The 25,281-nt window shown below is 60.2% G+C and carries 20 protein-coding genes; 10 read left to right on the forward strand and 10 right to left on the reverse strand.

Annotated features, from left to right (window positions below; all coding sequences use genetic code 11):
* The first annotated feature begins 27 nt into the window (after positions 1-27).
* Complete coding sequence (gene dxs, locus ATY80_RS22630; protein WP_088694555.1) at positions 28-1,950, forward strand: 1-deoxy-D-xylulose-5-phosphate synthase; 1,923 nt, start codon at positions 28-30, stop codon at positions 1,948-1,950.
* A 63-nt stretch (positions 1,951-2,013) separates the two neighbouring features.
* Here the strand turns inward: dxs and ATY80_RS22635 are convergent, their stop codons facing one another.
* Together ATY80_RS22635 and ATY80_RS22640 are read right to left on the reverse strand one after the other, a co-directional pair.
* Positions 2,014-2,412, reverse strand: coding sequence for a VOC family protein (locus tag ATY80_RS22635; RefSeq protein ID WP_088694556.1), 399 nt, complete (start codon positions 2,410-2,412; stop codon positions 2,014-2,016).
* A gap of 208 nt (positions 2,413-2,620) precedes the next feature.
* Entirely contained in the window at positions 2,621-4,561 is a 1,941-nt protein-coding gene (locus tag ATY80_RS22640; RefSeq protein ID WP_088694557.1) for a methyl-accepting chemotaxis protein, read from the reverse strand.
* 275 nt (positions 4,562-4,836) lie between these two features.
* On the opposite strand from ATY80_RS22640, the gene ATY80_RS22645 reads away from it, so the two are divergent.
* The 3 genes from ATY80_RS22645 to ATY80_RS22655 are packed head-to-tail and all read left to right on the forward strand — an operon-like array spanning position 4,837 to position 7,288.
* Complete coding sequence (locus ATY80_RS22645) at positions 4,837-5,583, forward strand: TlyA family RNA methyltransferase (protein WP_088694704.1); 747 nt, start codon at positions 4,837-4,839, stop codon at positions 5,581-5,583.
* Complete coding sequence (locus tag ATY80_RS22650; RefSeq protein ID WP_088694558.1) at positions 5,580-6,830, forward strand: class I SAM-dependent RNA methyltransferase; 1,251 nt, start codon at positions 5,580-5,582, stop codon at positions 6,828-6,830. Before ATY80_RS22645 ends, ATY80_RS22650 begins: the two co-directional genes overlap by 4 nt.
* 56 nt (positions 6,831-6,886) lie before the next feature.
* A complete protein-coding gene (locus tag ATY80_RS22655; protein ID WP_088694559.1) occupies positions 6,887-7,288 on the forward strand; it encodes a VOC family protein in 402 nt (133 codons plus the stop codon).
* A 133-nt stretch (positions 7,289-7,421) separates the two neighbouring features.
* On the opposite strand, the gene ATY80_RS22660 is transcribed toward ATY80_RS22655, so the two are convergent.
* The 3 genes from ATY80_RS22660 to ATY80_RS22670 all read right to left on the reverse strand — a co-directional run bounded on the left by ATY80_RS22660 (position 7,422) and on the right by ATY80_RS22670 (position 12,059).
* Positions 7,422-9,242 (reverse strand): HAMP domain-containing methyl-accepting chemotaxis protein, encoded by a 1,821-nt coding sequence (locus ATY80_RS22660; RefSeq protein ID WP_088694560.1) that lies wholly within the window; start codon positions 9,240-9,242, stop codon positions 7,422-7,424.
* A gap of 276 nt (positions 9,243-9,518) precedes the next feature.
* On the reverse strand, positions 9,519-10,271 hold the full coding sequence (locus ATY80_RS22665; RefSeq protein ID WP_088694561.1) for a crotonase/enoyl-CoA hydratase family protein: 753 nt from the start codon (positions 10,269-10,271) through the stop codon (positions 9,519-9,521).
* 9 nt (positions 10,272-10,280) lie between these two features.
* Entirely contained in the window at positions 10,281-12,059 is a 1,779-nt protein-coding gene (locus ATY80_RS22670) for an acyl-CoA dehydrogenase (protein WP_088694562.1), read from the reverse strand.
* Positions 12,060-12,279: 220 nt separating this feature from the next.
* On the opposite strand from ATY80_RS22670, the gene ATY80_RS22675 reads away from it, so the two are divergent.
* On the forward strand, positions 12,280-13,275 hold the full coding sequence (locus ATY80_RS22675; protein ID WP_088694563.1) for a transporter: 996 nt from the start codon (positions 12,280-12,282) through the stop codon (positions 13,273-13,275).
* Between the two features lie 53 nt (positions 13,276-13,328).
* On the opposite strand, the gene ATY80_RS22680 is transcribed toward ATY80_RS22675, so the two are convergent.
* A complete protein-coding gene (locus ATY80_RS22680) occupies positions 13,329-13,850 on the reverse strand; it encodes a BA14K family protein (protein ID WP_088694564.1) in 522 nt (173 codons plus the stop codon).
* A gap of 155 nt (positions 13,851-14,005) precedes the next feature.
* Here ATY80_RS22680 and ATY80_RS22685 point away from each other — a divergent pair, with 155 nt between their 5' ends.
* Positions 14,006-15,001 carry a GH25 family lysozyme gene (locus ATY80_RS22685; RefSeq protein ID WP_088694565.1) on the forward strand — a complete coding sequence of 332 codons (996 nt, stop codon included), beginning with the start codon at positions 14,006-14,008 and terminating at the stop codon, positions 14,999-15,001.
* 70 nt (positions 15,002-15,071) lie between these two features.
* Here the strand turns inward: ATY80_RS22685 and ATY80_RS22690 are convergent, their stop codons facing one another.
* Complete coding sequence (locus tag ATY80_RS22690; RefSeq protein ID WP_088694566.1) at positions 15,072-16,316, reverse strand: aromatic ring-hydroxylating dioxygenase subunit alpha; 1,245 nt, start codon at positions 16,314-16,316, stop codon at positions 15,072-15,074.
* Between the two features lie 416 nt (positions 16,317-16,732).
* On the opposite strand from ATY80_RS22690, the gene ATY80_RS22695 reads away from it, so the two are divergent.
* The 3 genes from ATY80_RS22695 (at position 16,733) to ATY80_RS22705 (ending at position 19,863) form a co-directional block, all read left to right on the forward strand.
* Complete coding sequence (locus ATY80_RS22695; protein WP_088694705.1) at positions 16,733-17,338, forward strand: DUF6656 family protein; 606 nt, start codon at positions 16,733-16,735, stop codon at positions 17,336-17,338.
* Positions 17,339-17,440: 102 nt separating this feature from the next.
* The gene (locus ATY80_RS22700; protein WP_088694567.1) at positions 17,441-18,415 is read left to right on the forward strand and encodes an L-threonylcarbamoyladenylate synthase; all 975 of its coding nucleotides are present in this window, start codon (positions 17,441-17,443) and stop codon (positions 18,413-18,415) included.
* A 20-nt stretch (positions 18,416-18,435) separates the two neighbouring features.
* Positions 18,436-19,863, forward strand: coding sequence for an FAD-binding oxidoreductase (locus ATY80_RS22705; protein ID WP_088694568.1), 1,428 nt, complete (start codon positions 18,436-18,438; stop codon positions 19,861-19,863).
* A 15-nt stretch (positions 19,864-19,878) separates the two neighbouring features.
* Here the strand turns inward: ATY80_RS22705 and ATY80_RS22710 are convergent, their stop codons facing one another.
* A complete protein-coding gene (locus tag ATY80_RS22710; protein WP_088694569.1) occupies positions 19,879-22,599 on the reverse strand; it encodes a DUF1217 domain-containing protein in 2,721 nt (906 codons plus the stop codon).
* Between the two features lie 299 nt (positions 22,600-22,898).
* Here ATY80_RS22710 and ATY80_RS22715 point away from each other — a divergent pair, with 299 nt between their 5' ends.
* Positions 22,899-23,465, forward strand: a complete 567-nt coding sequence (locus ATY80_RS22715; protein WP_088694706.1) for a DUF6101 family protein — start codon at positions 22,899-22,901, stop codon at positions 23,463-23,465.
* A 61-nt stretch (positions 23,466-23,526) separates the two neighbouring features.
* Here ATY80_RS22715 and ubiA read toward each other — a convergent pair whose 3' ends face one another.
* Together ubiA and ATY80_RS22725 are read right to left on the reverse strand one after the other, a co-directional pair.
* Positions 23,527-24,486 carry a 4-hydroxybenzoate octaprenyltransferase gene (gene ubiA, locus ATY80_RS22720; RefSeq protein ID WP_088694570.1) on the reverse strand — a complete coding sequence of 320 codons (960 nt, stop codon included), beginning with the start codon at positions 24,484-24,486 and terminating at the stop codon, positions 23,527-23,529.
* 39 nt (positions 24,487-24,525) lie between these two features.
* Positions 24,526-25,245, reverse strand: coding sequence for a hypothetical protein (locus ATY80_RS22725; RefSeq protein ID WP_088694571.1), 720 nt, complete (start codon positions 25,243-25,245; stop codon positions 24,526-24,528).
* Positions 25,246-25,281: the final 36 nt, after the last annotated feature.

Here is a 25,281-nt window from a genome sequence, read left to right on the forward strand (position 1 = left end):
AAGAAAGACAAGAAAGAGTGCCCGCCCGTGACACAACCGCCGAAGACGCCGCTGCTGGACAAGGTTGCCTATCCAGCCGACCTCCGAAAGCTGGAGGATCGCGACCTGCCGCAGCTTGCGCGCGAGGTCCGCGACGAGATGATCGATGCGGTATCCAAGACCGGCGGGCATCTGGGCGCCGGCCTCGGCGTCGTGGAATTGACGATCGCCATCCACAACGTGTTCAACACGCCTGACGACCGACTGATCTTCGATGTCGGGCATCAGTGCTACCCGCACAAGATCCTCACCGGTCGTCGCGACCGTATCCGCACGCTGCGCCAGGAGGACGGCCTTTCCGGCTTCACGCGTCGCGCCGAAAGCGAATACGACCCCTTCGGCGCCGCTCACTCCTCGACGTCGATTTCCGCTGGCCTCGGCATGGCGGTGGCCTCCGATCTCGACAAGACCGACCGCCGCGTGATCGCCGTGATCGGCGACGGCGCGATGTCGGCCGGCATGGCTTATGAGGCGCTCAACAATGCCGGCGCACTCGACGCCCGGCTGATCGTCATCCTCAACGACAACGACATGTCGATTGCGCCGCCGACCGGCGCGATGAGCGCCTATCTTGCGCGCCTCGCGTCCGGGCGCACCTACATGGGCTTCCGCGATTTCGGCAAGAAGCTGACGGCATATCTCGGCAAGAACGTCGACCGCGCCATCACCCGCGCCGTCGAGCATGCGCGGGGCTACGTGACCGGCGGGACCATGTTCGAGGAGATGGGTTTTTACCACATCGGCCCGATCGACGGTCACTCCTTCGAACACCTGCTGCCCGTGCTGCGCAATGTCCGGGACAATGCGAACGGCCCGGTGCTGATCCATGTCGTGACGCAGAAGGGCAAGGGCTATGCGCCAGCCGAAGCAGCGGCCGACAAGTATCACGGCGTCAACAAGTTCGACGTCATCACCGGCGCGCAGGCGAAGGTGAAGCCGAACGCACCGAGCTACACGAGCGTATTCGCCGAAGCCCTGGTGCAGGAAGCCGAGCTCGATGACAAGATCGTCGGTATCACCGCCGCCATGCCGAACGGGACCGGCCTCGACAAGCTCGCAAGCGTCTTCCCGGCCCGCTGTTTCGATGTCGGCATCGCCGAGCAGCATGCGGTGACGTTTGCGGCCGGTCTCGCTGCCGAAGGTTTCAAGCCGTTTGCCGCGCTTTACTCAACCTTCCTGCAGCGCGCCTACGACCAGGTGGTGCACGACGTCGCGATCCAGGGCCTGCCGGTTCGCTTCCCGATCGATCGCGCCGGCTTCGTCGGCGCCGACGGACCGACCCATGCCGGCTCGTTCGATACGACGTTCCTGGCGACCCTGCCGGGCTTCGTGGTCATGGCAGCGGCCGATGAGGCCGAACTGAAACACATGGTGCGAACGGCGGCGGCCTATGACGCCGGTCCGATCTCGTTCCGCTATCCGCGTGGCGAAGGCGTCGGCATCGAGATGCCGGTGCGCGGCGAGATTCTGAAGATCGGCAAGGGCCGCATTGTCAAGGAAGGCGCGAAGGTGGCACTGCTCTCCTTCGGGACCCGCCTGGCCGACTGTCTGCTTGCGGCCGAGGACCTGGATGCGGCCGGCCTTTCAACGACGGTTGCCGATGCGCGCTTTGCCAAACCGCTGGATCACGATCTGATCCGCCAGCTCGCCCGCCACCACGAGATTCTGATCACTGTCGAGGAAGGCGCAATCGGCGGCTTCGGCAGCCAGGTCATGCAGTTCCTGGCGATGGACGGTCTCCTCGACAACGGCCTGAAGATCCGCTCGCTTGTCATGCCCGACCTGTGGATGGAACAGGCAAAGCCTGAGGTGATGAACGCCCATGCCGGTCTCGACCGCGCCGGGATCGTCTCGACCGTCTTCCGGGTGCTTGGACGCCCGGCAGCCTTCGGTGTCGGCGCCGCTGGCTAGTCCGGCGTCGTCATCAACCGGAGAAGCGCGAAGCTCCCACTGCCACGTTGACTTTTCTTGCGACTAGTCGGGAGAATTGAAAACGGCTTCAATATGGTGACCATCTGGGTCGACCACGAAGGCCGCGAAGTAATGTGGTCCGTAGTGAGCACGAAGACCAGGCGACCCGTTATCAATGCCTCCGTGTGCGATGGCCGCCTCATGAAAGTTGGCGACCGCTCGTCTACTCGTGGAGACGAAGGCTAGATGAAAGCCGGGACCCGGGGCGCGCTGGCCCTCTGGGCATAATTTGATCGCAAACTTATCGCCGCCACCAGCAATTCCGTAGCCGACAGCCTGATCAGCTTCTCCGGGCCTCAGATCCTCCCAAACACGAGTAAAACCGAGGGGAGCAAGAGCGGCGTCATAGAACGCCGCCGAGCGTTCGATGTTTGAGACGCCAAAAGAGATATGATGAAGCATGCGTTCACAATCTCCTATTTCCTATGATTCTCCGTCACACCCTAGAACAAGCTTCTGCTTAAACATAGGAAATATCTTCGGAAAACGAAACCGCTCGCAGCGGCTTGCTGCGAGCGTTTCTCGTTTCTCATAGGTACAGATTTTCACATTTAAGTAAGTGGCCGACCGAAAAACGGGGCTTTTCTTTTATGGTTACGTGCCTTTCAGCTCAGAATTCCGTCCAGTCCTCCTGAACGGCAGCAGCCGTTGCAGCCCTGCCGCCACCGAAGGCCTTGGCCACCGTGCGGGTCCGCGCGCGGGCCGGCGAAGCGACGGGGCGTGACGCGGGGCTGGCGACGGCCGCCCTCGGCGCGTCAGCATGGGCATGGCCGAGATTGAACTGACCGAGCAGATCGTCCAGAGCTGCTGCCTGTTGCGCGAGTGAGTGGCTGGCCGCCGTCTGCTCTTCGACCATGGCCGCATTCTGCTGCGTGCCCTGATCCATGTTGTTGACGGCCGTGTTGATCTCCTGCAGGCCAATCGACTGCTCGCGCGTTGCGGTGACAATCGCGCCGACGTGCTTGTTGATCTCCTGGACAGCGCCGACAATCTCTGCAAGCGCCTTGCCGGTTTCGTCGACGAGCGAGACGCCGGCATTGACCTGCGTGCCCGACGTGTTGATCAGCGCCTTGATCTCCTTGGCGGCGTTCGCGGAGCGCTGAGCCAGTTCGCGGACTTCCTGCGCTACGACAGCAAAACCCTTGCCCGCTTCACCCGCACGTGCCGCTTCGACACCTGCGTTTAGCGCCAATAGGTTGGTCTGGAAGGCGATGTCGTCGATCACACCGATGATGTTGCTGATCTCACCGGACGATTTCTCGATTTCCTGCATCGCAGAGACGGCCTTGCGGACGACGTCGCCGGACTTTTCGGCGCCGAGACGCGTGCGCTCGACGAGCTGACCGACATCCTCGGCGCGCTTGGCGGAGTCGCGAACGGTCGTGGTGACCTCTTCGAGCGCTGCCGCGGTTTCCTCGACGGCCGCAGCCTGCTGTTCGGTGCGGCGAGCAAGGTCGTCGGCAGCCGAGCGGATTTCACCGGCGCCGGCATTGATCGCGGATGCATTGCGGCCGACCGACTGAAGAGCGCCCTGCAGCTTCTCGACGGCGTTGTTGAAGTCGTTGCGCAGGCGATCGAATTGCGATGCGAACGGCGTCGTGATGCGAACGGCGACATTGCCGTTGGCGAGATCCGACAGACCGCCGGCAAGGCCTTCGATCGCGAAGCGAAGTTCCGCTTCCTCACGCGCCTTCTGTTCGTCGCTCACCTGGCGCTGACGCTCGGCATCGCTGCGCATGCGATCCGTTTCGCCGGAGAGGCGAAGCTTCTCGATGGCCGCATCCTTGAAGACCAGAACTGATTGAGCCATGCGGCCGACTTCGTCCTGCCGGTCCAGGGCCGGAACGTCGATATTGTTCTCGCCGCCCGCAAGGCGTCCCATCGCCGAGGTCATGCCAACGATCGGCCGGACGATGCTGCGCGACAGCATCCAGGCAAGCAGGACGGCAGCAAGGCCAGCGGCGACACCGCCGACAAGCAGCGTAGTGCTGAGATCGCTGCTGGCGTCGGCCTGAATGGCGGCAAGGGCGTCCGATTCTTCGCGGGCAGCAGCCTTGATCTTGGCCGATGCCTGACGGAAACCGTCGAGCTGGCCCTTGGTTTCGTTGACACCGATCTTGACGACCTGGTCGACCGGCATGTCGGTTTCCTTGCGAGCCTTGGATTGCGGCTCGGCAAGCTCATGGAAATAGAGATCGGCCGCCTTCTGCATGCCGTCGATCTGCTGGATGAAATCGCTCTTGCCTGCCGCCGTTTCGCGTGCCGCAGCGATCGCCTTCAGCATGCGCTCGCGGTTGGCAAAGATGTCGCCATAGGTGCTGTCGCTGCGGAAAAGCAGGAAGCCGCGCAGGTTTACCGCCTGTTCGAGCATGGCCTGCAGCGCGTCATCGATCTGGTTGACCAGACGCTCGGATTTCTTCTGCTGCTCGGAAGCGGCCGCAACGGCGCCTGCTTTCGAGTAGACAAAGGCGGAAACGGACAGAAAGATAAGGATCAGCATGGCGAATGTCGCGGCGAGCTTACCATTCAAGGACATGTTTCTAGCAAACATCAGTCAATCTCTCCTGACGGCCTGCGGCCATGGGGAAACGGCACGCCAAGGCATGCCCGAAAAATTCGGGGGATGGGAACATGATCGGCAAATTGGGAGGAAGCCATCATGGCGGGAGGCAGCTTCACGAGCCGCCGCAATCCACCCGACCCTATGACGGCAGACTTTAAATTTGCTTAAGTTTGTGCGACGCGGCAAACGTCGCGAGCGAGACACGGAAGCGTTTTCGGAACAAAAGGCTTGCAAGGCTTGACTTTGCCCTGCATGGACAGCGCATGTCAGATCAGAACACGCAACGCCTCGACCAGCTTCTTGTCAGCCTTGGCCTGTTCGCCAGTCGCTCTCGCGCGCGTGATGCCGTGCAGCGCGGCACCGTGAAGGTTGGCGGCAAGGTGGTGACGAAGGCCGGCGCGCTGTTTGGCGAAGACTCCACCATCGAAATCGATGATCCGGCGCAGGACTATGTCTCGCGCGCCGCGTTGAAGCTCACCGCTGCCCTGGATCATTTCAAGCTCAACCCATCAGGACAGCACTGTCTCGACGTCGGCGCATCAACAGGCGGCTTCACGGAAGTCTTGCTGGCGCACGGTGCCGCACATGTCACTGCGATTGATGTCGGGCATGGCCAGATGCATCCTCGTATATCGAACGATGCTCGCGTGACCAACATCGAAGGCCTGAACGCTCGCAACCTCACGGCCGAAGACGTCGGGCACCCGGTCACCTTCGTCGTGTCGGACGTCTCCTTCATCTCGCTGAAGCTGGCATTGGCCCCTGCCCTCAATCTTGCGGAAGCGGGAGCCGTCGCTGCTCTCCTCGTCAAGCCGCAGTTTGAAGCCGGGCGCGATGCGATCGGTAAAGGCGGGCTTCTCAAGGACCCGTCTTCGGCGTCTGATGTCGCAGCAGAACTCGAGCGTTGGTTCGTCGAGGACATGGGCTGGAACAGCCTTGGCCTCATCCCCTCCCCGATCGCCGGTGGCGACGGGAACCAGGAATTTCTACTCGCAGGAACGAAACCGTGAGCACGCAAACAGTTACGATCGAAAAGCTCGGCGCCCAAGGCGACGGGATCGTGCATGCAGACGGCGGGCCGATCTACGTGCCCTTCACCCTACCGGGTGAAACTGTCGCCATCGCACGCGTCAAAAACCACGGCACATTGATGTCCATCGCGACTCCATCGGACGATCGTCAGGACCCGCCGTGCCGCCATTTCGGCCCGGACGGCGTGAACGGCACCTGCGGCGGCTGCAGCCTGCAGCACATGAACGATGCGGCCTACCGCCGCTTCAAGCGGCAGCTCGTCGTCGATGCGTTGAAAACGAAGGGGCTGACGCCTGACGTCGCCGACCTAGTCGCCGCTCATCCCGGCGAGCGCCGCCGCGTCGTCTTCGCCGCGCGGCGGACCGAGAAGGACATGCTTGTTGGATTCAATCAGGCGGAAAGCCACCATATCGTCGCCATTGAGGAATGTCCCATCTCGTCGGCTGGCATCATGGCCAGGCTGCCGGCGATCAAGGCGATTGGGGCAGCACTTGCCAATAACGCCGAAGCGTTCCGCATTGCCGTATTGGAGACCCTGTCGGGCCTCGATCTTGCAGTCGACGGCATCAAGAAGCTCACGGACCAGCAGCGCCGCAAGGCAATCGAGACCGTGCTTTCCCTTCGGGGTATCGCCCGCGTCTCGCTCAACGACGAAATCCTCGTTGAACCGTCCAAGCCGATCGTCGATTTCGGCAGCGTCAACGTCGTTCCGCCGCCCGGCAGCTTCACGCAGGCAACCAAGCCGGCGGAGGATGCAATGGCAGAGCTGGTTCTGGCGCATGTCGGCAAGGCGAAACGCATCGCCGATCTCTTCGCCGGCGCCGGCACATTCTCGCTCCGCCTTGCCCGCGTCGGTCGCGTGCATGCGGTCGAGAGCGAGGACAAGCCGCTGGCAGCACTCGATCATGCCGCCCGCAACACGCAGGGCCTCAAGCCGGTCAGTGTCGAGAAACGGGACCTTTTCCGGCGACCGCTGATGACCTCGGAACTGAAGGTCTACGACGCCGTAGTCTTTGATCCGCCACGCGCCGGCGCCGAGTTTCAGTGCAAGGAGTTGGCGCGCTCGAACGTGAAGAAAGTCGTGGCGGTCAGCTGCAATCCGCTGACGCTCGCTCGCGATCTCGCTCTGCTCGTCGACGGAGGCTATCGTATCACCGGTGTAACGCCGATCGACCAGTTCCTGTGGACGCCGCATGTCGAGGTCGTGGCGACGCTGGAGAAGTAGAGAGCGCCCCGCGAGCAAGGCCGATCTCAGCGGTCTTGGATCACGAAAGGAATTCGATGCGTTTTATCAATCCCATCCCATTCGTTCGCGACATAGATCGCTCCAGGGAATTCTACCGCAAGACACTTGGCCTGCAGATTTTGGAGGACTTTGGAAACTTCGTCCTTTTCGAGACTGGCTTTGCAATTCACGACGGAACGTCCCTTGAACAAACGATCTGGCGGCAATCGTTTTTCGCTGAAGAACCCTATGGGCGAAGAAATCTGCTTTTGTATTTTGAACATGAGGATGTCGATGTGGCCTTCGAAAACATCGCACCGCATGTCGAGCTGATCCATCCCGTCGAACGGCAGGCATGGGGTCAGAGGGTGTTCCGTTTTTATGACCCTGACAGGCATGCGATCGAGATCGGGGAGCCTCAAAATCCTGGACCTCCGAGCCATTCGCAGAAGTCGTGATCTTCGCGACAAGATCGCCAGCTCTGGAAACTCCCGGCGATCCCTGTCGCGAGCCGCCTGATTGGGGATATTCCAGAATCCGTCAAAGGCCCGCATTTCGTACGGGCCTTTTTTGTTCTGAGCTCGATGCGCCTCAGGCAGCGCGATGGCTGTACGCGGCAGCCTGGGATGCGGCCTGCAGATTGAACTGGCTCAGCAACTGCATCAGCTTCGCCGCCTCCTGCGCCAACCCATGGCTCGCTGCAGTCTGTTCTTCAACCATGGCGGCATTCTGTTGCGTGCCCTGGTCCATCGTGTTGACGGCCGTGTTGATCTCGGCGAGTCCGGTCGATTGCTCGCGGGTCGCGGTGACGATCGCATCGACATGACGGCTGATCTCCTGGACCTGGCCGACGATCGCTTCCAACGCCTTTCCGGTGTCGCCAACGAGCGTGACGCCCGAGCGGACCTGATCGTTGGAGGCGCTGATCAGGCCCTCGATTTCCTTCGCGGCCTTAGCCGAACGCTGCGCCAATTCGCGTACTTCCTGAGCGACGACGGCAAAGCCCTTGCCGGCTTCACCGGCACGGGCAGCCTCCACGCCAGCGTTCAGCGCCAGCAGATTGGTCTGGAAGGCGATGTCGTCGATCACGCCGATAATATTGGCGATCTTCTGCGACGACTGCGCAATTTCGGTCATCGCGGAAACCGCCTTGCGAACGATGTTGCCGGACTCTTCCGCGCCGGAGCGTGTACGAGTGACCAGCGTGCCGGCTTCTTCCGCGCGACGCGCCGTGTCCTTGACGGTCGTCGTGATCTCTTCGAGTGCTGCAGCCGTTTCCTCGATGGAGGCGGCCTGCTGCTCGGTGCGGCGCGCAAGACCGTCCGCGGCCGTGCGGATTTCTCCGGCGCCTGCATCGATCGCATGAGCATTGTCACCGACCTCCTGAAGGACCGCCCGCAGCTTGGCGATGGAAGTATTGAAATCGCTGCGCAGCCTATCGAGGTGATCAGCGAAAGGTGTCTCGATCGTCCGCGTAAGATTGCCGTCGGAGAGCGCGCCCAGCGCCTCCGCGAGCGCACTGACGGCATGCTGGATTTCCGCGGCTTCACGAGCCTTCGAGGCTTCATTGCGCGAGCGCTCCTGCTGCGCCTGTTCGCGGGTATGCTCGGCGCTGCGTTCGAGGTCGAGGCGTGCGAAGGAGTTGTCGCGGAAGACTGCAACGGCGGCCGCCATGTCGCCGATCTCGTCCTTGCGCCCGACATAGGGAACGGCCGCGTCGAGATCGCCGTCTGCCAGACGGGCCATGCGGGTGGCGATCGTCGAGATCGGCTGTGAAATACGCTTCCAGGCGAGGAACGCGGCAGCCACAGCGACGGCCAGCGCGACGGCGAGGCCACCGACGATCGACAGGACGCCCGCGCTGTAGTTGCCGGCTGCGGCGGCGAGCGCCGCATCGGTCGACTGCCGATCCTTTGCCAGCATTCCGTCAACGAGGGTCTGAATGTTGTTGGCGGACATCGAGAGTTCGCCACGATAGAGAATGTTCGCCTGGCTGCGCTTATTATCAAGCGCGAGGGCAACGATCTTGTCGGCAAGTGCGGCATCGTTGGCGAGCGCCTTCTGCAACCGGCCGAAATTCTGGCTCATGTAGTCGCTCTTCGGCTGCTTTTCGAACGCGTCGATCGCGGTGGCGAGACGCTGGCGGCGGGCCTTCAGCGTCGTCTCGGCGTTGCGGAAGTCCGTCTTGCCGGTGGCCAGGAGATAGTCGGCGTAGCTGCGGCGAACGTCGTTCAGCGTCGTGACGATCGCATGAAGCCGCTCGCTGTTCGGAATGTTCTGTGCGCCGATCTGCCGGGTGTTGGCTTCCAGATTGGTCAGCGAGAAGGCCGCGATCGCACCCTGTACCAAGGCAATGAAAACAAGAGACAGGAAGAGAAGTGGAAGGAGCGTTTTTATCTTCAGTTTGGACATGGGGCGGTCTCATGCGGCCAAAGTGACAAGGCCCAACCGATCTGGATCGATCGCCTGGGCGCCACTCGCCTTGGTGATATCGGAAAACAATACGGACGATATCCGTCATGCGTCATGCATTGGATCTCACTAGAGACCAAGATCCGTAAGATTTGATTAAAAGTAATATGATTCGAGCGTGTTCGCCGCGTGGCGGAGTCGGTAGCCGCATGTAAACAGAAATGCCCGCGACAAGCGGGCATCCGATCAGGCTCTTGACGTTCAAACTTTCCGGCGTCAGCGGTGCATGAAAGCTTCGAACGCGGCCCTTGCTTCGGCGCTGTGGAGACGCTCGAAGAAATGGCGTGCCTCATCATCGATGCGGGCGATGATCTCCTCGCGGTCGCCGCGGATCAGGTTGCGAGCGATCTTGAGCGCTTCCGGCGGCTTGGCTGCGAGCTTGGCAGCGGTTGCGAGCGTCGTGGCTTCGACCGCATCGGGTGCTGAGACCTTCCAGACAAGTCCCGCTTCCCGTGCTTCCTCGCCCGAGAAACCCTCGCCAAGAGCCAGAAGCGCGAAGGCGCGCTGATGCCCCATGATACGCGGCGCAAGGAGGCTGGACGCCGCTTCCGGAACGAGGGCGAGATCGACGAACGGAGTGCGGAACTGGCTGCGTGCGGAGGCGATGGTCAGATCGCAATGCATGTGCATCGTGGTTCCGATACCGATTGCCAGCCCGTCGACGCCCGAGACGATCGGCTTCTCGGAGCGGACCATGGCATAGAGGAATTCGACGATCTCTCGAGGCATCGCGCCGCCCATCGCAGCAGCAAGGAAATCACCGAGATCGTTGCCGGCGGAGAAGCAGCCCTCGGTGCCGAGAACGGCCGTCGCCTTGATCGCCGCATCGGCATTGGCGGCAATCAAGGCGTCAGCCATTTTCCGATACATCGCGCGGGTGATGGCGTTCTTCTTTTCCGGCCTGTTGAACCGGATGATCTGGATGCCGGGGTGGGCGGCATTCTGCTCGACGATGACCTGCTCTGTCATGATGGTTCCTTAGGCGAGAACGACTTTTGCGGCCGCAAGGCTTGCAGCACCGTTGACGACGCAGTCTTTCAGCGCCGTTACTTCCGAAAGAAGATTTTCTGCAGCAAAGCGGCAGAGCGCGATGCGCCCTTCGGCCCCACCGTCCGGCGCCTGAGCGAACCCGCCCTTTGCCAGGTAGCAACCGGTCAGAACAAGGCCGAACATCCGTTGATAGGGCGTCGCGCCGGCCAGCGCCTCTGTCACCTTACCCTCACGAACCTGCGCCAGCAGCCAATCCGTCGCTTCACCAAGGTCCGTTATGGCGGCATCGAGCCGATTTGCCGTCGCGCCGAAGCCGTCCAGGTTGGAATGGCGAACCTCATCGGCGATCTGCTTCAAATCGGCGATGAAGGCGTGCACCTGCTCGCCGTTCGAGAGCGTCAATTTGCGGGTGACGAGATCGATTGCCTGAATGCCATTCGTGCCCTCGTAGATCGGCGCAATGCGCGCATCGCGCAGGTAGCGCGCGGCCCCCGTCTCCTCGATGAAGCCCATGCCGCCATGGACCTGAATGCCGAGCGAGGCAACGTCGACGCCGACATCGGTGGAAAAGGACTTGGCGATCGGAGTCAGCAGGGCAGCGCGCTCCTGCCAATGCTGTTTGCGGTCCGAAGCACGATGCGACATGTCGATGGCGTGGGCGCAGGCGTAGGAAATCGCGCGCGCCCCCTGAGTCAGCGCCTTCATCGTCAGGAGCATCCGAGTAACATCGGGGTGTTCGATGATCGGGCTCATGCCGCCGCCCGTCCAGCCCGGTGCCTTCCCCTGGGTACGCTCTTTCGCATAGGCGGTCGCCTTCTGCGTCGCCGCCTCGGCAACGGCAACGCCCTGCATACCGACGGCAAGGCGAGCATTGTTCATCATCGTGAACATGCAGGCGAGGCCCTTGTTCTCTTCGCCGACCAGCCAGCCGATCGCGCCCTTCTCGGAGCCGAACCTGCCGTCGCCATAGATCATCGTGCAGGTCGGCGAGCCGTGGATGCCGAGCTTGTGCTCCAGCGAATGCGCAAAGAGATCGTTGCGAGCGCCGAGCGATCCGTCGGGATTGACGAGAAACTTCGGCACGAGAAACAGGGAGATGCCGCGTGTTCCGGCCGGCGCATCCGGCAGACGGGCGAGAACCAGGTGAACGATGTTGTCTGCGGCGTCATGCTCGCCCCAGGTGATGAAGATCTTCTGGCCGAAGATGCGGTAGCTGCCGTCATCCCGGCGTTCGGCCCGCGTCTTGAGCACACCGAGGTCGGAGCCGGCGTGTGGCTCGGTCAGGTTCATCGTACCTGTCCATTCACCGGAGACAAGCTTCGAGAGGTAGGTATTCTTGAGGTGGTCGGAGGCGTGATTGTTGATGGCTTCGATTGCCCCCATGGTCAGCGTCGGGCAGAGCGCGAACGCCATCGATCCGGAGTTCCACATTTCGAGCGCCGCGACGTTCAGCATGTACGGCAGCCCCTGCCCGCCGAACTCCTCTGGTGCCGTCAGGCCGTTCCAGCCGCCAGCGATCCAGTTCTGATAGAGATCCCGCCAACCATCCGGCGTCACCACCTTACCATCAACGAGGCGCGAACCCTGACGGTCGCCAGTCTCGGCAAGCGGCGCCACTTCATCCGTGGCAAATCGCCCCGCTTCATGAAGGATGGCATCGACGAGATCCTCGCCGAGATCGCCCAACAAGCCGGCCTCTATTGCACTCCCCAAGCCGGCAACATGCTTCAGGGTGAACACAATCTCCTCGACGGGCGCCTTGTACATAGCTGATCTCCTCGCATCGCAGGCCGTCGAGCGATAACGCCCTCCGGCACCTCCACGGGCAGAGCTAATTGATTTTTACGTAAACGTCAATTTCAAACTTTCCGACGTAAAATGCACCGGACAGTAACGCATGCCTTGCATTATCGCGCACTTGCACAAACAACCGTCATAGAGAATCTCTATGGACACTGACCGCCATCGCAAGAGGACCGGCGCACCAATGGATACTTTGCCCGCCAACATTCCCGGACTCGTGTGGGCCTACCGCTTTCCGCCAGAGGGCGGCAAGGCAATACGCCTCCCAAACAGCGCGCCGCAGGCTGAGCTGACCAACGGTGGCGGCTTCTACTGGCTGCATCTGAACCTTGCCGATGCCCGCGTTCCCGGCCTGCTCGACAGCATCGAGGGCTTGAACGACGATGCCAAGGCAGCCTTGATCACCCGTGACACGCATGCGGTGATGACCGTCGACGAACAGATGCTCTACGGCACGCTTGTCGATTGCCAGCGGGAGTTCGATCACGAGACTGCCGATCTCGGCTGGCTGCACTTTGCGATATCGGATCGCTTCATCATCACGACGCGGCTACAGCCGCTCCGCAGCATCGAACGCGCTCGCGCACTTGTGGAGAAGAACCCGGCAAAATTCGAACGACCCGTCGACCTGTTCGAGATCCTGGTAATCGAATTCCAGCGCACGCTGATCTCTATCGTCATGGAAATGACGGATGAGCTCAACGTTATCGAGGATTTCGTTTACGACAACTCGCCACGCGACGAACGCCGGCGGCTGGCGCCGGTGCGACGCACGGTCGTCAGGCTGCACCGGCACCTGAGAACCGTGCTGGCCCTGATGCGTCGCGCTGCCGCCTCGCATGATGACGAAATGCCCTTCGGCTTCGATGATGTTGCGACGCGACTGACGAGCCGCCTCGAAACCGTCGATCACGATATTTATGCACTGCAGGATCGAGCGCGCTTGCTGCATGAAGAGATCGACTCGAAGCTGTCTTCCGAGACGAACCGCCACCTCTACATCCTGTCAATCATGACAGCCTTCCTGCTGCCGCCCACCTTGGTAACGGGTTTCTTCGGCATGAACACCACCAACCTGCCTTTTGCTGAAGGCAGCGGCGGCACGGAATATGCCGTGGCCCTCATCATCGCTTCTATCCTGCTGGCATGGTGGCTATTGAGGCGCGTTCGCATTCTCTGAATGCAGAAGACCCGGCATTGCTGCCGGGCCTGAAACGTAAGCGCCTGCGTCACTCAATAGTAGGGTGAAACGCACTGCTGACGTGGGCCATTGTACGGCTGAAAGGTATTGTCGTAGACCCGATAGGAGCGGTAACGAGCTTGGCACCATGCCACGTGACCCGACGCGAGCGGAGCCACGGGCGGTGCGACATAGGTCGGCTGCGAAGCGATTGCACCACCGATCACCGCACCGGCGCCAAACGCAGCAAGCGGGAACCAGTATCCGTTGTAGTAGCGGTAACCGTTGCGATAGTAGGGATAGCCGCGATAGCCACCGTACCAGCCGGGACGATAGGCTGGGCGATACCCTGGATAATAACCAGGCCGATTGCCGGGATAGTAACCCGACCGGTATCCAGGGCGATAACCGGGGCGGCAATACGGGCCACGGCAATACTGGACGTTCTCTACGGCACCAGACTTTTCGACCTGCGGCAAGGCTGGCATCTGCATCGCCTGCGAGGACGCATAGCCACTTGCCAGCGTGACGAAGGAAACGGCGGCAATCGCTATCTTCTTAAAAAATCCAGTCATGGAATCTCCATTCCCAGGTTGGAATATGCGCGCATAATAACGCCAAGGCTATGAAAACGTTCCAATGACCGGTTTTCATGCCGTTGTTGCAACTTTCCGTTTTTAAGCGATCGCGGATTAACTGGACATTAACCGCCTTTCACCACGCTCACTCCATGAAGCAATCCTGGAGAAATCTTCTGCTTCGCTTGCTGGTTCCGGCGTTTGTCGTCGGGACTCCGTTTCAGGCTGTGGCCGCTGACACCCTTCCCTGGAAGAACCCCGATAACGCCCTCGTCGTCGACGCGTACGAACTGAATACCATCGATTGGGGTTCATTGCTTTCCGACAAACGCATCGCCGCCTTCATCTCAAAGGCCTCCGACGGACTTCCCGAGAGCTTCTCATGCACCGGCGATCATGCCGGAGACACGGTCGCGCATTGCAAGACCATGTGGCGCAAATATGCGGTGAGCCGCGAGCTCTTTCAGACGCGGCGGCTCGTTGCTCGGGCCGCCGGTCTACTATGGGGCTCCTATCACCTTGCACGCCCCGGCAACCCGGTCGACCAGGCCAACCATTACCTCGATTACGCCGATCCCAAGAACGACGAGATGATGATCCTCGACCTCGAGGGCATCGATCCTCAGAAGTTCATGTCGCTGGAGGACGCGCAGATATTCGTGGGCCACATCAGGGCAAGAACCGGACGTTACCCGGTTCTCTACACCAACCATAACACCGCTCGCTACATCGCCGCCTACCACAACGACTATCCGGTACTGGCCCGGCTGCCGATCTGGTATGCGCGATACAAACCCGATGTGAAGGGCGTGTTCCCGATGGGAAACTGGGACAACTACCTGATGTGGCAGTTCTCGTCAGGACTGAATTGCAGCAAGCGCCACTGCCCTTACCGTGTTCCGGGCACCTTGACAGATATCGATGTCAATGTCGCGCCGATGAACCGAACCGAGCTTGCAAAGCTATGGGCCCGGGGCAACCTTCTGCCAGCGCGCGAGCCCGACCCGCCACTCATCCTTGCCAAGATCGAGATGGAGCCACGCGGAAAACCTGCCCAAGGCTTGGCCGCCGCACCGGTAGCATCGGACCCTATCGTCACCTCTTCGATACCCCCGGGCGAAGTCGCTCGTACCCGTCGCGACTTCTGAGGAGCTCTCTTCCAAAAAAAGACCCCGCCTCTCAGAGAGCGGGGTCACTTGGGAGGGAGCCTTTTTGGGATCAGGCGACGACGGATAGCTTCGCCTGATCACCCTGGAGCCGATTGACCATGAAGTTTGAGTACCATTCGAGGAACTGCATGACGCCGCCTTCGTGCAGCATCGAATAGGGGCCGGGCTCGTATGCCGGCGAGTGGATCCCGAACGCGTTCTCTTCAACGATGCGGCGATCCTGATCGTTGGTTTCGGTCCAGACGTGCGTGAGGTCGGCGAGATCGTAATCGACGCCCTCGACGGCATCCTTGTGCACCAGCCATTTCGTCGTGACCGCAGTTTCGTTGGCACTGAGCGGCAGCACGCGGAAGGAGATCGCATGGTCGCCGAGAATGTGATTCCAGGTCGTCGGATAGTGGAAGAGCAGCATCGTGCCGATGCGATCGATCGTCACGTCGTCAGACAACGGCCGCTTGACAGCACGCTTGCCAGACATGGTGTAGCTCTCGGCATCCTCGATCAGAGGCATGCGAGCCGCGCGGAACTGACCATCGGGAGAAATCTGGAATTTGCTCGGCAGTCCGGCCGCCTCGCAACGCGCCCAGTGACCTGATATCTCCGGATCATCGGCGCCGCCATCCGTGCCCGTAACGCTCGGTGCTTCGGGGTAAGTGCGGCAAAGTTCGGGGTGGTTGGCCGCGCAGTGATAGCACTCGCGGTTGTTTTCCCAGACGAGCTTCCAGTTGCCCTTCTCAATGATGGTGCTCTGGAAAGCCACCTTCGCATCGCTCAAGTGATGGGGCAGCATGTAGGGAGCCACCATGTCGCGTACCGGCTGGAAATCCGGCGCGTTCTGGGCGAGACAGATGAAGATATAGCCGCCGAAGCTCTCGCAATGCACCGGCTTCAGGCCGTAGCCGCTCTTGTCGAAATCGTCGCCCATGTGGCGGGCAAAAGCGAGTTTGCCGTCGAGGTCGTAGGCCCACTGGTGATAGGGGCAGACGAGGCGAACCGAGGCGCCGTGGTCCTTGGTGCAGACACGCGAACCGCGATGACGACAGCTGTTGTGGAAGGCGCGGACGACATTGTCGCGGCCGCGAACGATGACGACCGGATACTCGCCGATCTGAACGGTGAAATAGGCGCCCGGCTTCGGCAACTCGCAGTCATGGCCCATGAATAGCCAGTCGCGATAGTAGATCATTTCCATATCGAGCTTGAAGTAGTCCTCGTCGATATAGAAGGGCTGCTCGAGACTGAAGCCTTCCCGGCGAGTCTTGAGTTGCCGCAATGCGTTGCTGCGAATATCCATCTGCATATCCTCGTATAATGGGACCGCCGCTTGATAGAAGGCGAAACTCGCCGAAAGCTGCGCTCCCTTTCCGTCAGGAGACTTTCTTGAAAGACATTTAAGCACCGCTGGGGCGCGGCGTTTGGTTGTAAAGCGACATCGGCTTCGAAAATGACGACAGGCGACAAAGGAGTGCGGAATCGAACACGGCTCCAACCTCCAAATGCTTCGTTCTCGGCAAGTAAGGCCAATTACGACATCGACGCAACCCAATTCACGTTTGGACTTTCGGCACGACATCGCCGCGACTATCGTATTTGCGACATGCCGATCTTGAGTCAGGTCCCACCAAGGCCCTGACTCGCGGTCACGTTTAATCGACCATTAAGCATGATCGCCTATCCTTGCCGGCATCAGACATGCATGCGGATATCCACATGGCGAAGCTTCGCTATTTCGACACCAGCAACAGCAATGCGCGCAACGCGGCACCGGTCGCCTCGCATTCCGAATTTCTGCGCACCGGAAAGATCACTCGCACCCGGGCGCACTGGCTCGCCGAGGAACGGCGCTACCTCACGCATGACGAAGTGGCCGAGAGAACCGGCCACAAGCTGGAGACGGCCGGCGCCAAGACGCATCAGCATATCAACGGCTTTCACCGCTCGATCCAGTTTCCGAAGATGCTGTTTCATCGGACGTTGGAGGACAGCCCGCATCTTGGCTACTGCCATGTGACCGCGTCGCGGACAAAATTCGCCCGCTACGAGGAAGTCAGCTGGGCCTTCTACATTGCAAACTTCTACGCCGACATCGGCGACAACGACAATTTCTTCCAGAAGATCGATGTGAAGTATTCGCGCATGTACTTCGCGGTCGCCATCAAGCCGGGCGAGCATACGCCAGAGAAGATGACGATCGACCGCTCGGTGCGGGGCAACGGAGTGCTCTTCCGCACGGACGATCCACAAATCGCCATCAAGAATGTGCTGCTGCTTGGCGCACGCAACGAGCAGCTGCGCGAGATCATCCGCCAACTCTGATCGTGATCATTCGCGAACTCTGATCGGCATCATCGACCGCTCTGATATTGATCCGATCGCCCGGAAGGCATAAGGACTGCCGGACAGCAATCCGGGCAGCGCATGGCACGATCGATCGACATCACGAAGGACAGGCAGCAGGCTATCGAAGCCGGTTGCGCAGTGCTTGGCGAGGGCTTCCCGATCGCGATCCCGACGGAGACTGTCTACGGGCTCGCTGCCGATGCGACCAACCCGATTGCGATCGCCCGTATTTACGAAACCAAAGGCCGCCCCCGCTTTAATCCGCTGATCTGCCATATGGCTGATCTTGCTATGGCCGAGCGGCACGCCGCGTTCGACCCTATTTCGCGCGCACTGGCCGAAGCCTTCTGGCCCGGCCCGCTCACACTCGTCCTGCCGCTGAAGCCGGAGAGCGCCATTCATTCGCTGGCGACCGCAGGGCTTGATACTGTCGGCATCCGTGTTCCGAAGGGCTTTGCAGGTGAACTGATCCGCGCCTTCGGTCGACCGCTCGCCGCGCCCAGCGCCAATACGTCGGGCAAGATCAGTGCGACGAGCGCGGATCATGTCGACGCTGATCTCGGCGAGCGCATCAGGCTGATCCTCGATGCCGGCGCCAGCGCGGTCGGTGTCGAGTCCACCATCGTCAAGGTCGAGGACGGCAAAGTCAGGCTCCTCAGGCCAGGTGGGCTGCCCGCCTCCGAGATCGAACGCGTGACCGGTCAGAAGCTTCTGCGAGCCAGGAAGGCGTCTGCGGCCATCGAGGCTCCGGGAATGTTGGCGTCCCACTACGCACCTGGTGCCACTGTTCGATTGGACGCAACGCATGTCGATGCCGGCGAGGCGTTGATTGCCTTCGGCAGCACCTCCGTCGCCGGGGTCGATGATGCCAGGATCGTCCTCAATCTCAGCCAGGACGGCGATCTTGCCGAGGCGGCGGCCAACCTGTTCGACTATATGAAGAGAGCCGACGCCAGCGGTGCCTCGACGATCGCCTTTTCGGCCATTCCCGACGAGGGACTCGGCGAGGCAATCAACGATCGGCTCCGCCGGGCCGCTGCACCACGCGAATAAGCAAGAAGGACCAAGGTTCGATGAGCGCAGTTTCCACCGAACTTCTAGACCGTTTCGCCACCATCGTCGGTGAGAAACATGCGCTCCGCAGCGAAGCGGATCTCGCGCCGCATCTGATCGAAAACCGCGGCCTTTACCATGGCTCCTCGCCTCTCCTTCTGAAGCCCGGCTCCGTCGAAGAAGTGTCGGCGATCCTGAAGCTCGCGACTGAGACCGGAACTGCCGTCGTGCCGCAAACAGGCAATACGGGTCTCGTCGGCGGCCAGACGCCGCGCGAGGGCAAGTCCGACATCATCATTTCGCTCGAACGCATGAACAAGGTTCGCGACGTCGATCCGATTGCCAATGTCTTGGTTGCCGACGGCGGCGCGATCCTCGCGGACGTGCAGAAGGCGGCCGAGACACACGGCAGGCTGTTTCCGCTGTCCCTTGGCTCGGAGGGCTCCTGCCGGATCGGCGGCAATCTCTCGACGAACGCCGGCGGTACCGCCGTGCTTGCCTATGGCAACATGCGCCAGCTCTGCCTCGGTCTTGAGGTCGTGCTACCCACCGGTGAAATCTTGAACGGGCTGCGTCGTTTGAAGAAGGACAATACCGGATACGACCTGCGAGACCTCTTCATCGGCGCAGAGGGCACACTCGGCATTATCACCGGCGCGGTGCTGAAGCTCTTTCCGCAGCCGCTTGGAAAGCAGGTTGCGTTCGCGGGCCTTAACTCGGTCGAGGATGCGCTTGCGTTCTTCAATCTCGCGTCCAGCCTTTGCGGCACGTCGCTGACCGGCTTCGAGCTCATGCCGCGCTTCGGCGTCGAAATTACCGCCCGCAATATCGAGGGCGTACGCGATCCGCTGGAATCGGTACATCCCTGGTACGTCCTGGTCGATATCTCCACATCCGATTCCGCCGAAACCGCCGAGCGCATGATGACGGCGCTGCTTGAGCAGGGCTTCGAGGCAGGGCTGGTTCAGGACGCGGCGATCGCCTCCTCAGTCGCGCAGCAGAAGGCGCTCTGGCACATGCGCGAGAGCATGTCGGACGCTCAGAAGCCGGAAGGCGGATCGATCAAGCACGACGTTTCCGTGCCGGTTTCGGCTATCCCGGCCTTTATGCACGAAGCCGGCGAAGCGGTCATGGCCGCGATGCCCGGCGCCCGCATATGCGCCTTCGGTCACATGGGCGACGGCAATATTCACTACAACATTTCCCAGCCGGTCGGCGCCGACAAACAGGCCTTCCTGGCGTGCTGGCGCGAAATGAACCACATCGTTCATGGCTTCGTACTGGCACACGGCGGATCGATTTCCGCCGAGCACGGGATCGGCCAGCTGAAGCGCGATGAACTGGCCTCGATCCGTCCGGAGATCGAAATGGACCTGATGCGCAGGATCAAGCGCGCTTTCGACCCTGCCGGCATCATGAACCCCGGCAAAGTCGTCAGCGTCGACTAGAAATATTCGAGATCGTCAGCTTGACTTGCCGCCGGTCAAAATCGTCAATGCGGGCGAGTTGCTGGAGCTGTTCTTCAGATCGTACATGGCGGTGAACCGCTTCAATAGCTTGTCGACCTTCTTCGAATCTTGGAGATCGTCGAGATTGACGAACTTTTTCAAAACATCGACCTGCTTGTCGACGTCCATGCTCGAGATGCCGCTTGGCAGGCTGTAGGTTGTCGTGATGACCTGGAACAAGGCCTTGTCGCCGAGGATCGTGTAGAGCGAGGTGATGTCGGGCGCTTTGCGGGCAAAGTACAATGCAAGACGTACGCCGTCATTGCTTTCACCCTGCTGCGTTTCGAGCGTCTGCTGAAGATAGTTCTGCTGCGTGCGATCCTCGGCGCCGGTATTCTGGACGGCCCCGATCTTGGCGCGCGTCAGGTCGCCCTCGGTGTCGAAGTTGAAGTCGGTGACGATTTCCTTGAATTTCGAATCCGCCTTCGTGTTCAGATAGCTCTTCGGATCAGAAGGATCGGACGTGAAGATCTTTCTCAAGGTCTCCTCGTTGTATTTCTTGGGATCGAGGCCATTCGCCTTCAGCACGAAGCTGGTCAGCTTGTCGTTCTTCAGGAAATCGTCGAGCGATTTCACCTCGGCCATGCCCTTGGCGAACTCGTTGACCGCCGTGGTTGCATCCTTGGCGGCTTTGTCCTTGATAGGGCCATCGTTCATTCCCATGGTGGCGCGCGATTTGTAGTTTGTCGCATATTTGGCCATAACGGCCGATGGCAACGCTTGGAGCTCCGACGCGATCTTGCCGTTGCTGCCAAAATTGAAGGCACGGACAAGGTTCGTGATACGCTCGTCCTTGAATGAGGCGACGTAGCCCTTGGGATCGTAGGGATCGCTTTTCAACAACTTGCGCATCGTCGACCGCGGTACCTCCTGCTCCGTCAAACCGTAAGCACGGAGCGCCATCTCGTAGGGGTCTGGCAGGCTGTCATTCTTCTTGCTCAGATCCGCTGCCGCATTGGAGCGAAGGAAATCGTCCACGCTCTTAACGTTGTCGTCGCTCATTCGCTCCTTGTAGTTGGCGACCGCCGCGTCGATCTCATCCTGCTGAGCGTCATCATAGCGAGCGTTGTAATTTCTGGTGGTATATTGCAGCTGCACGCTGCTTTGCGGACCGGACGCAGCTGCTGCCGAACCGTCCGAGGCAAAGTTGAACGCCGCGTTGACGTTGCTGAAGCCCTGGGCGGAGGCAAAACTCGAATCGGTGAGAATGCTCTTCAGGTCCGCATCGCTGGTATCGGTAGGCATCCGATAGACCGACTTAATAAGACTTGTGAGCTTCTGATCCGCGATCAGCTGATCCACGTTGGAGATGGAGCCTATCTTGCTTTGGAAATAGCTGAGATTGGCGTTGGCACTGGAACTTGTGGAGCGCGCCTGTGCAGTCGTCTGCGCAACGCCTTTGTCCGACGACACAGTGCCATCGGTGAGAAAGTTAAAGGCCGCATGGACGTTGTCGTAGCCGAGCGTCGAGGCATAGGTCGAGTCCGTGAGCACGCTCTTCAGATCGGCATCGCTCAGGGTTTGCGGCATGCCGTAGGCATCCTTGATGAAGCGCGTCAACCTTGGATCGGCTACCAGATCGTCGACGTTCGTAATTGTGACGATCTTGGACTGGTAGTAGCTTGACGCTGCTGACGCCATGTTGGCCATGGCATCGATCTGATCGGAGGTTTGCGCCGCATAGGAGGCAGCGCTGGAATCGATCGTACCGTCCAGGTTAAAATTGAAAGCGCTGTTGGCTTCGCCATAGCCCAAGGTATTCGCATAGTTGGCATCGGTCAGCACCAGTTTCAGGGCGGCATTACTGATGTCCCCCATGCTGAATGCTGTCTTGATGTAGGACGCCAGCCGGCTGTCGCCGACCAGGTCACTGACATTCGTGATCGTTCCGATCTTGGACAGGTAGTAAGCCTTGTTATAGTCGGCTGCCGCTTGCGTCACTGTCGACGGGACCATCAGGTTGTACTGTTCCATGACGGTGCTTTTCTGCGTAGCCGTTTGCGCCGCGCCGTTCACCGTGCCATCCGCGTTGAAACTGAACTGTGCAGCGAGCGCTTTGTACTTGTCGTTGCCGTTGACGTTCACAAAGCTGTTCGGGTCGTTGACGTCGCTCGTCAGGACCTGCGTCAGGAAATCTTTCGACACGTAGGTTGGGTCAATGCCGTAGGCTTTCAGCACATAGGTACGGGCGCGGCTATTGCCGACCAGATCCGAGACGTTTTGCACGTTGTCGATGACGTTGCTGTAATAGTTCGTCTCGCTGGCCGCCGTCTTGCTCTCATCCGCAAAGGACTGCGTGTAGAGACCGATCAGATCGTCTTCCTGTGCATCGCTCTGCGCGTCCGCAGCGGGCGACTTGAAATTGAACGCCGCCGCGAACTCCTTGTATCGAGTGTCAGTGAGCTTGTTGGCGAAGCTGTTCGGGTCCGTCAGATCGCTTTCCAGGACCTTCTTCATGAAGGCCTTGGCGTAGGTCATATCATCCAGACCATAAGCCGTCATCGCGTAGCTGTAGAGTCGATAGTTGCCGAGGAAATCGTCGACGTCTTTGATCTTGTTGATATTGTCCTTGTAATACTCGGCGTCGCGCTTGACCGTTCCCTGGGCGGCAACGCGATCCAGGCTCTGCTTCATGTTTCCCGACAATATGTTGTAGGCCATCGAAGCAGAGATCATAACGCGCCCTTTTCCGGCAAAGTCTTCAAAGTATGACAGATTGGTTCTGGGTCATTTTGCTATAAAAAGCTTACCCGAGACTTACCCCTGCCGCGTTGCAATATGGCACACCGCCCGTTCACCCTCCGGAAACCTTGCCGGCTTCGGTTTTGATAACCATCCAGGGAGGCAAAGTTTTCTTAACCGCGATTTTTAAGCTGTCCGGAACAGGCGGCGCCTATTGTCGAGCCATAGAGGGCGAAAAGCCCCAAGGAGAAGACCGGAAACCGGCTCTCAGGTAAGACAAGGGTAGAATGAATATGAACAACACCGTTATGAAGCCCGTATGGGCTGGAACGACACTGCGTCTCGATCCGTCTCGCTTTCCCCAGCAGGTCAGCTACGCCATCCACGACTCCTCAAGTGACGTCAGCATAACGATCGACGAACGTGGCGCCATCCTGCGCAAGGTTCTCCCCTCAAGCGGCCTGCCGCTTTCGATCGCCCTTCCCAAGCGCGCCTTCAAGGGCGTTGCCGCCCGCGCCATCGACCATGGCGACGGCGAAGTCACCGTAACCCTGGAGCTTCATCACGAAGATCCCGAACTTTGCGTGCCGCTGCTGGTCGCTCACGACCTGGCGGATATTGCTGCCGATTGGCGCAACTGGTCAGAAGCCTTCCGCATTCCGATGCTGATGGTCGAGGCCGATGGCGTTGCACGACCGCTGGAAGAGCATCTCGGCGACCTGCGTACCAGCGCATTGAAGCCGCGTCGCCGTCATTCCTACTTCGCCAATCGCCGCCCGCGTTTCCTCGTGCGCCGCACGACCGGCAAACTCGGCGTCGCCATGAAGATCGAAGGCAAGGAAATCATCGCCCGCAGCTAATCGGTGCGGCGTTTCAGACCATCAATGCCCGGCCCTTGTGCCGGGCATTGTCGTTTCCGCTTCAGGGCAGGGTGAAGAGAAGCGACAGAAAGAGGCCGAGGAAGATGATTAGGCCGACGCGATTGTTCGACTTGAACAGAGCAAGGCACTGATCACCATCGGTGATATCCAGCGTCACGATCTGCCACGCGAACATGCCGGCCGCAATGAGCAGACCGAGATAGGCGAACAGACCGACGCCTGCGACCAGGAAGGCGCAGAAGGCGAGCACGAGGGTCAGGCCATAGAGGCTGACGAGCCACTGTTTCGTCTTGTCGCCGAACAACCGCGCGGTCGAACGAACGCCGATCAGCTCATCGTCTTCCTTGTCCTGGTGGGCGTAGATCGTGTCGTAGCCGATCGTCCAGACAACAGAGGCGACGTAGAGGAGAACCGGGGCAAGCGAAAGGCTGCCAAAGATCGCTGCCCATCCCATCAAGGCGCCCCAGGAGAAGGCAAGGCCAAGGAAGAATTGCGGCCAGTCCGTGAAGCGTTTGGCAAAAGGATAAAGCGCCACGATGGCAAGTGAAACGATACCGAGGATAACCGAGAACCAGTTCAGCTGCAGAAGGACCAGCAGCCCGACCAGCGCCTGGAGGACAATGAACACCTTGGCCTGCGTTCGCGTCACCCGACCGGATGGCAACGGGCGCGAGCGGGTGCGCGCCACTTCCATATCAATCTTGTGGTCGACGAGATCGTTGTATGTGCACCCTGCCCCCCGCATCGCGACAGAGCCGATGAAATAGAGCACGAGATGGAACATCAGCTGGCCGCCGGAAAACTGGCCGAGATAGGCAGCCACATTGGCAGCCATCGTAGCCGACCAGAAGCAGGGCCACATCAGCAGCTGCCAGCCGATCGGCCGATCCCAGCGCGCAAGCTGCGCATAGGGCCAGAGCCACGGAGGCAGCATCCGGTAAACCCAGTTGTTCGAGGGCGCATCCGCAACGCGCCCGTTTATTCCGCCGATCTGTTGCATGTCGCCATCTAGCGATCGGCCAAGGCGCGGGTCAAGCTGTCATGCGGCCGCAGCACCAAACTTCGCAGAACCTTGCTCCCCGGCAAGATAAACGCGGGCAAGGACAACCGCGGCATAGCTCACGCCCAGCGACTGAAGAAACGCGGCAATCGCCAAGACCGCAAGCATGAGAATATTCGGCCTTCCATCAACCAACAGCAAGGGCGAGCTTGCGACCTGGGACGCCATGACGAAAATCAGCATCGACACGACCAAGGGCAGAATGATCCCCGCGATGAGGCGGGCGAACGTTGGAAAAAATCGCGCAACGCCGCGCCGGAATGCATCAAAGAGCGATGTCCCACGACCAGTGACGCTCGATACGGGCCAAGTTCCCACAAGCGACAGTAGTAGCACGTAAACGATCATTGCGGCGGAGGTGAAGACCAGCACGGTTGCCGACACACCTAGCTCCGAGGGCAGTAACGTGAAGATCGGTAACGAGATCACAAGCGCAGCGATGAAAAGCGCTGCCGTCTTGAGGAAGTAAGGGAAGGTTTTTCCGAAGCCCGCGCACTTTCCAACCTGGGTAAAGGATCCAGAGTAGATCACCGCACCCTGAACGCACATCGCAAGATAGCCCCACATGAAGCTCGTCGCTCCACTGGACGTCGTTTTGCCCGAGAGTTCGTCAAATATCGAAAGCGCCATCGTACCAACGACGACAACTGCGTACATGGACCAGTTTCTGCCGATAATGCTGAAAGTCTCGCGTAGCATCCCGCCCTCCCCTCGTGCGTCTATGCACGCACTCAA

It is taken from the genome of Rhizobium sp. R711 (genome assembly GCF_002211365.1).
In the GTDB taxonomy this organism is placed as follows: Bacteria; Pseudomonadota; Alphaproteobacteria; order Rhizobiales; family Rhizobiaceae; genus Rhizobium.

Coding starts and splice junctions, on each gene's coding strand:
- ATY80_RS22700 (WP_088694567.1), top strand. CDS start 17,441: ATGGCACGATCGATCGACATCACGAAGGACAGGCAGCAGGCTATCGAA.
- ATY80_RS22635 (WP_088694556.1), bottom strand. CDS start 2,412: ATGCTTCATCATATCTCTTTTGGCGTCTCAAACATCGAACGCTCGGCG.
- ATY80_RS22715 (WP_088694706.1), top strand. CDS start 22,899: ATGAACAACACCGTTATGAAGCCCGTATGGGCTGGAACGACACTGCGT.
- ATY80_RS22680 (WP_088694564.1), bottom strand. CDS start 13,850: ATGACTGGATTTTTTAAGAAGATAGCGATTGCCGCCGTTTCCTTCGTC.
- ATY80_RS22665 (WP_088694561.1), bottom strand. CDS start 10,271: ATGACAGAGCAGGTCATCGTCGAGCAGAATGCCGCCCACCCCGGCATC.
- ATY80_RS22655 (WP_088694559.1), top strand. CDS start 6,887: ATGCGTTTTATCAATCCCATCCCATTCGTTCGCGACATAGATCGCTCC.
- ATY80_RS22705 (WP_088694568.1), top strand. CDS start 18,436: ATGAGCGCAGTTTCCACCGAACTTCTAGACCGTTTCGCCACCATCGTC.
- ATY80_RS22690 (WP_088694566.1), bottom strand. CDS start 16,316: ATGGATATTCGCAGCAACGCATTGCGGCAACTCAAGACTCGCCGGGAA.
- ubiA (WP_088694570.1), bottom strand. CDS start 24,486: ATGCAACAGATCGGCGGAATAAACGGGCGCGTTGCGGATGCGCCCTCG.
- ATY80_RS22670 (WP_088694562.1), bottom strand. CDS start 12,059: ATGTACAAGGCGCCCGTCGAGGAGATTGTGTTCACCCTGAAGCATGTT.
- ATY80_RS22645 (WP_088694704.1), top strand. CDS start 4,837: ATGTCAGATCAGAACACGCAACGCCTCGACCAGCTTCTTGTCAGCCTT.
- ATY80_RS22695 (WP_088694705.1), top strand. CDS start 16,733: ATGGCGAAGCTTCGCTATTTCGACACCAGCAACAGCAATGCGCGCAAC.
- ATY80_RS22660 (WP_088694560.1), bottom strand. CDS start 9,242: ATGTCCAAACTGAAGATAAAAACGCTCCTTCCACTTCTCTTCCTGTCT.
- ATY80_RS22675 (WP_088694563.1), top strand. CDS start 12,280: ATGGATACTTTGCCCGCCAACATTCCCGGACTCGTGTGGGCCTACCGC.
- ATY80_RS22685 (WP_088694565.1), top strand. CDS start 14,006: ATGAAGCAATCCTGGAGAAATCTTCTGCTTCGCTTGCTGGTTCCGGCG.
- ATY80_RS22640 (WP_088694557.1), bottom strand. CDS start 4,561: ATGTTTGCTAGAAACATGTCCTTGAATGGTAAGCTCGCCGCGACATTC.
- ATY80_RS22725 (WP_088694571.1), bottom strand. CDS start 25,245: ATGCTACGCGAGACTTTCAGCATTATCGGCAGAAACTGGTCCATGTAC.
- ATY80_RS22710 (WP_088694569.1), bottom strand. CDS start 22,599: ATGATCTCTGCTTCGATGGCCTACAACATATTGTCGGGAAACATGAAG.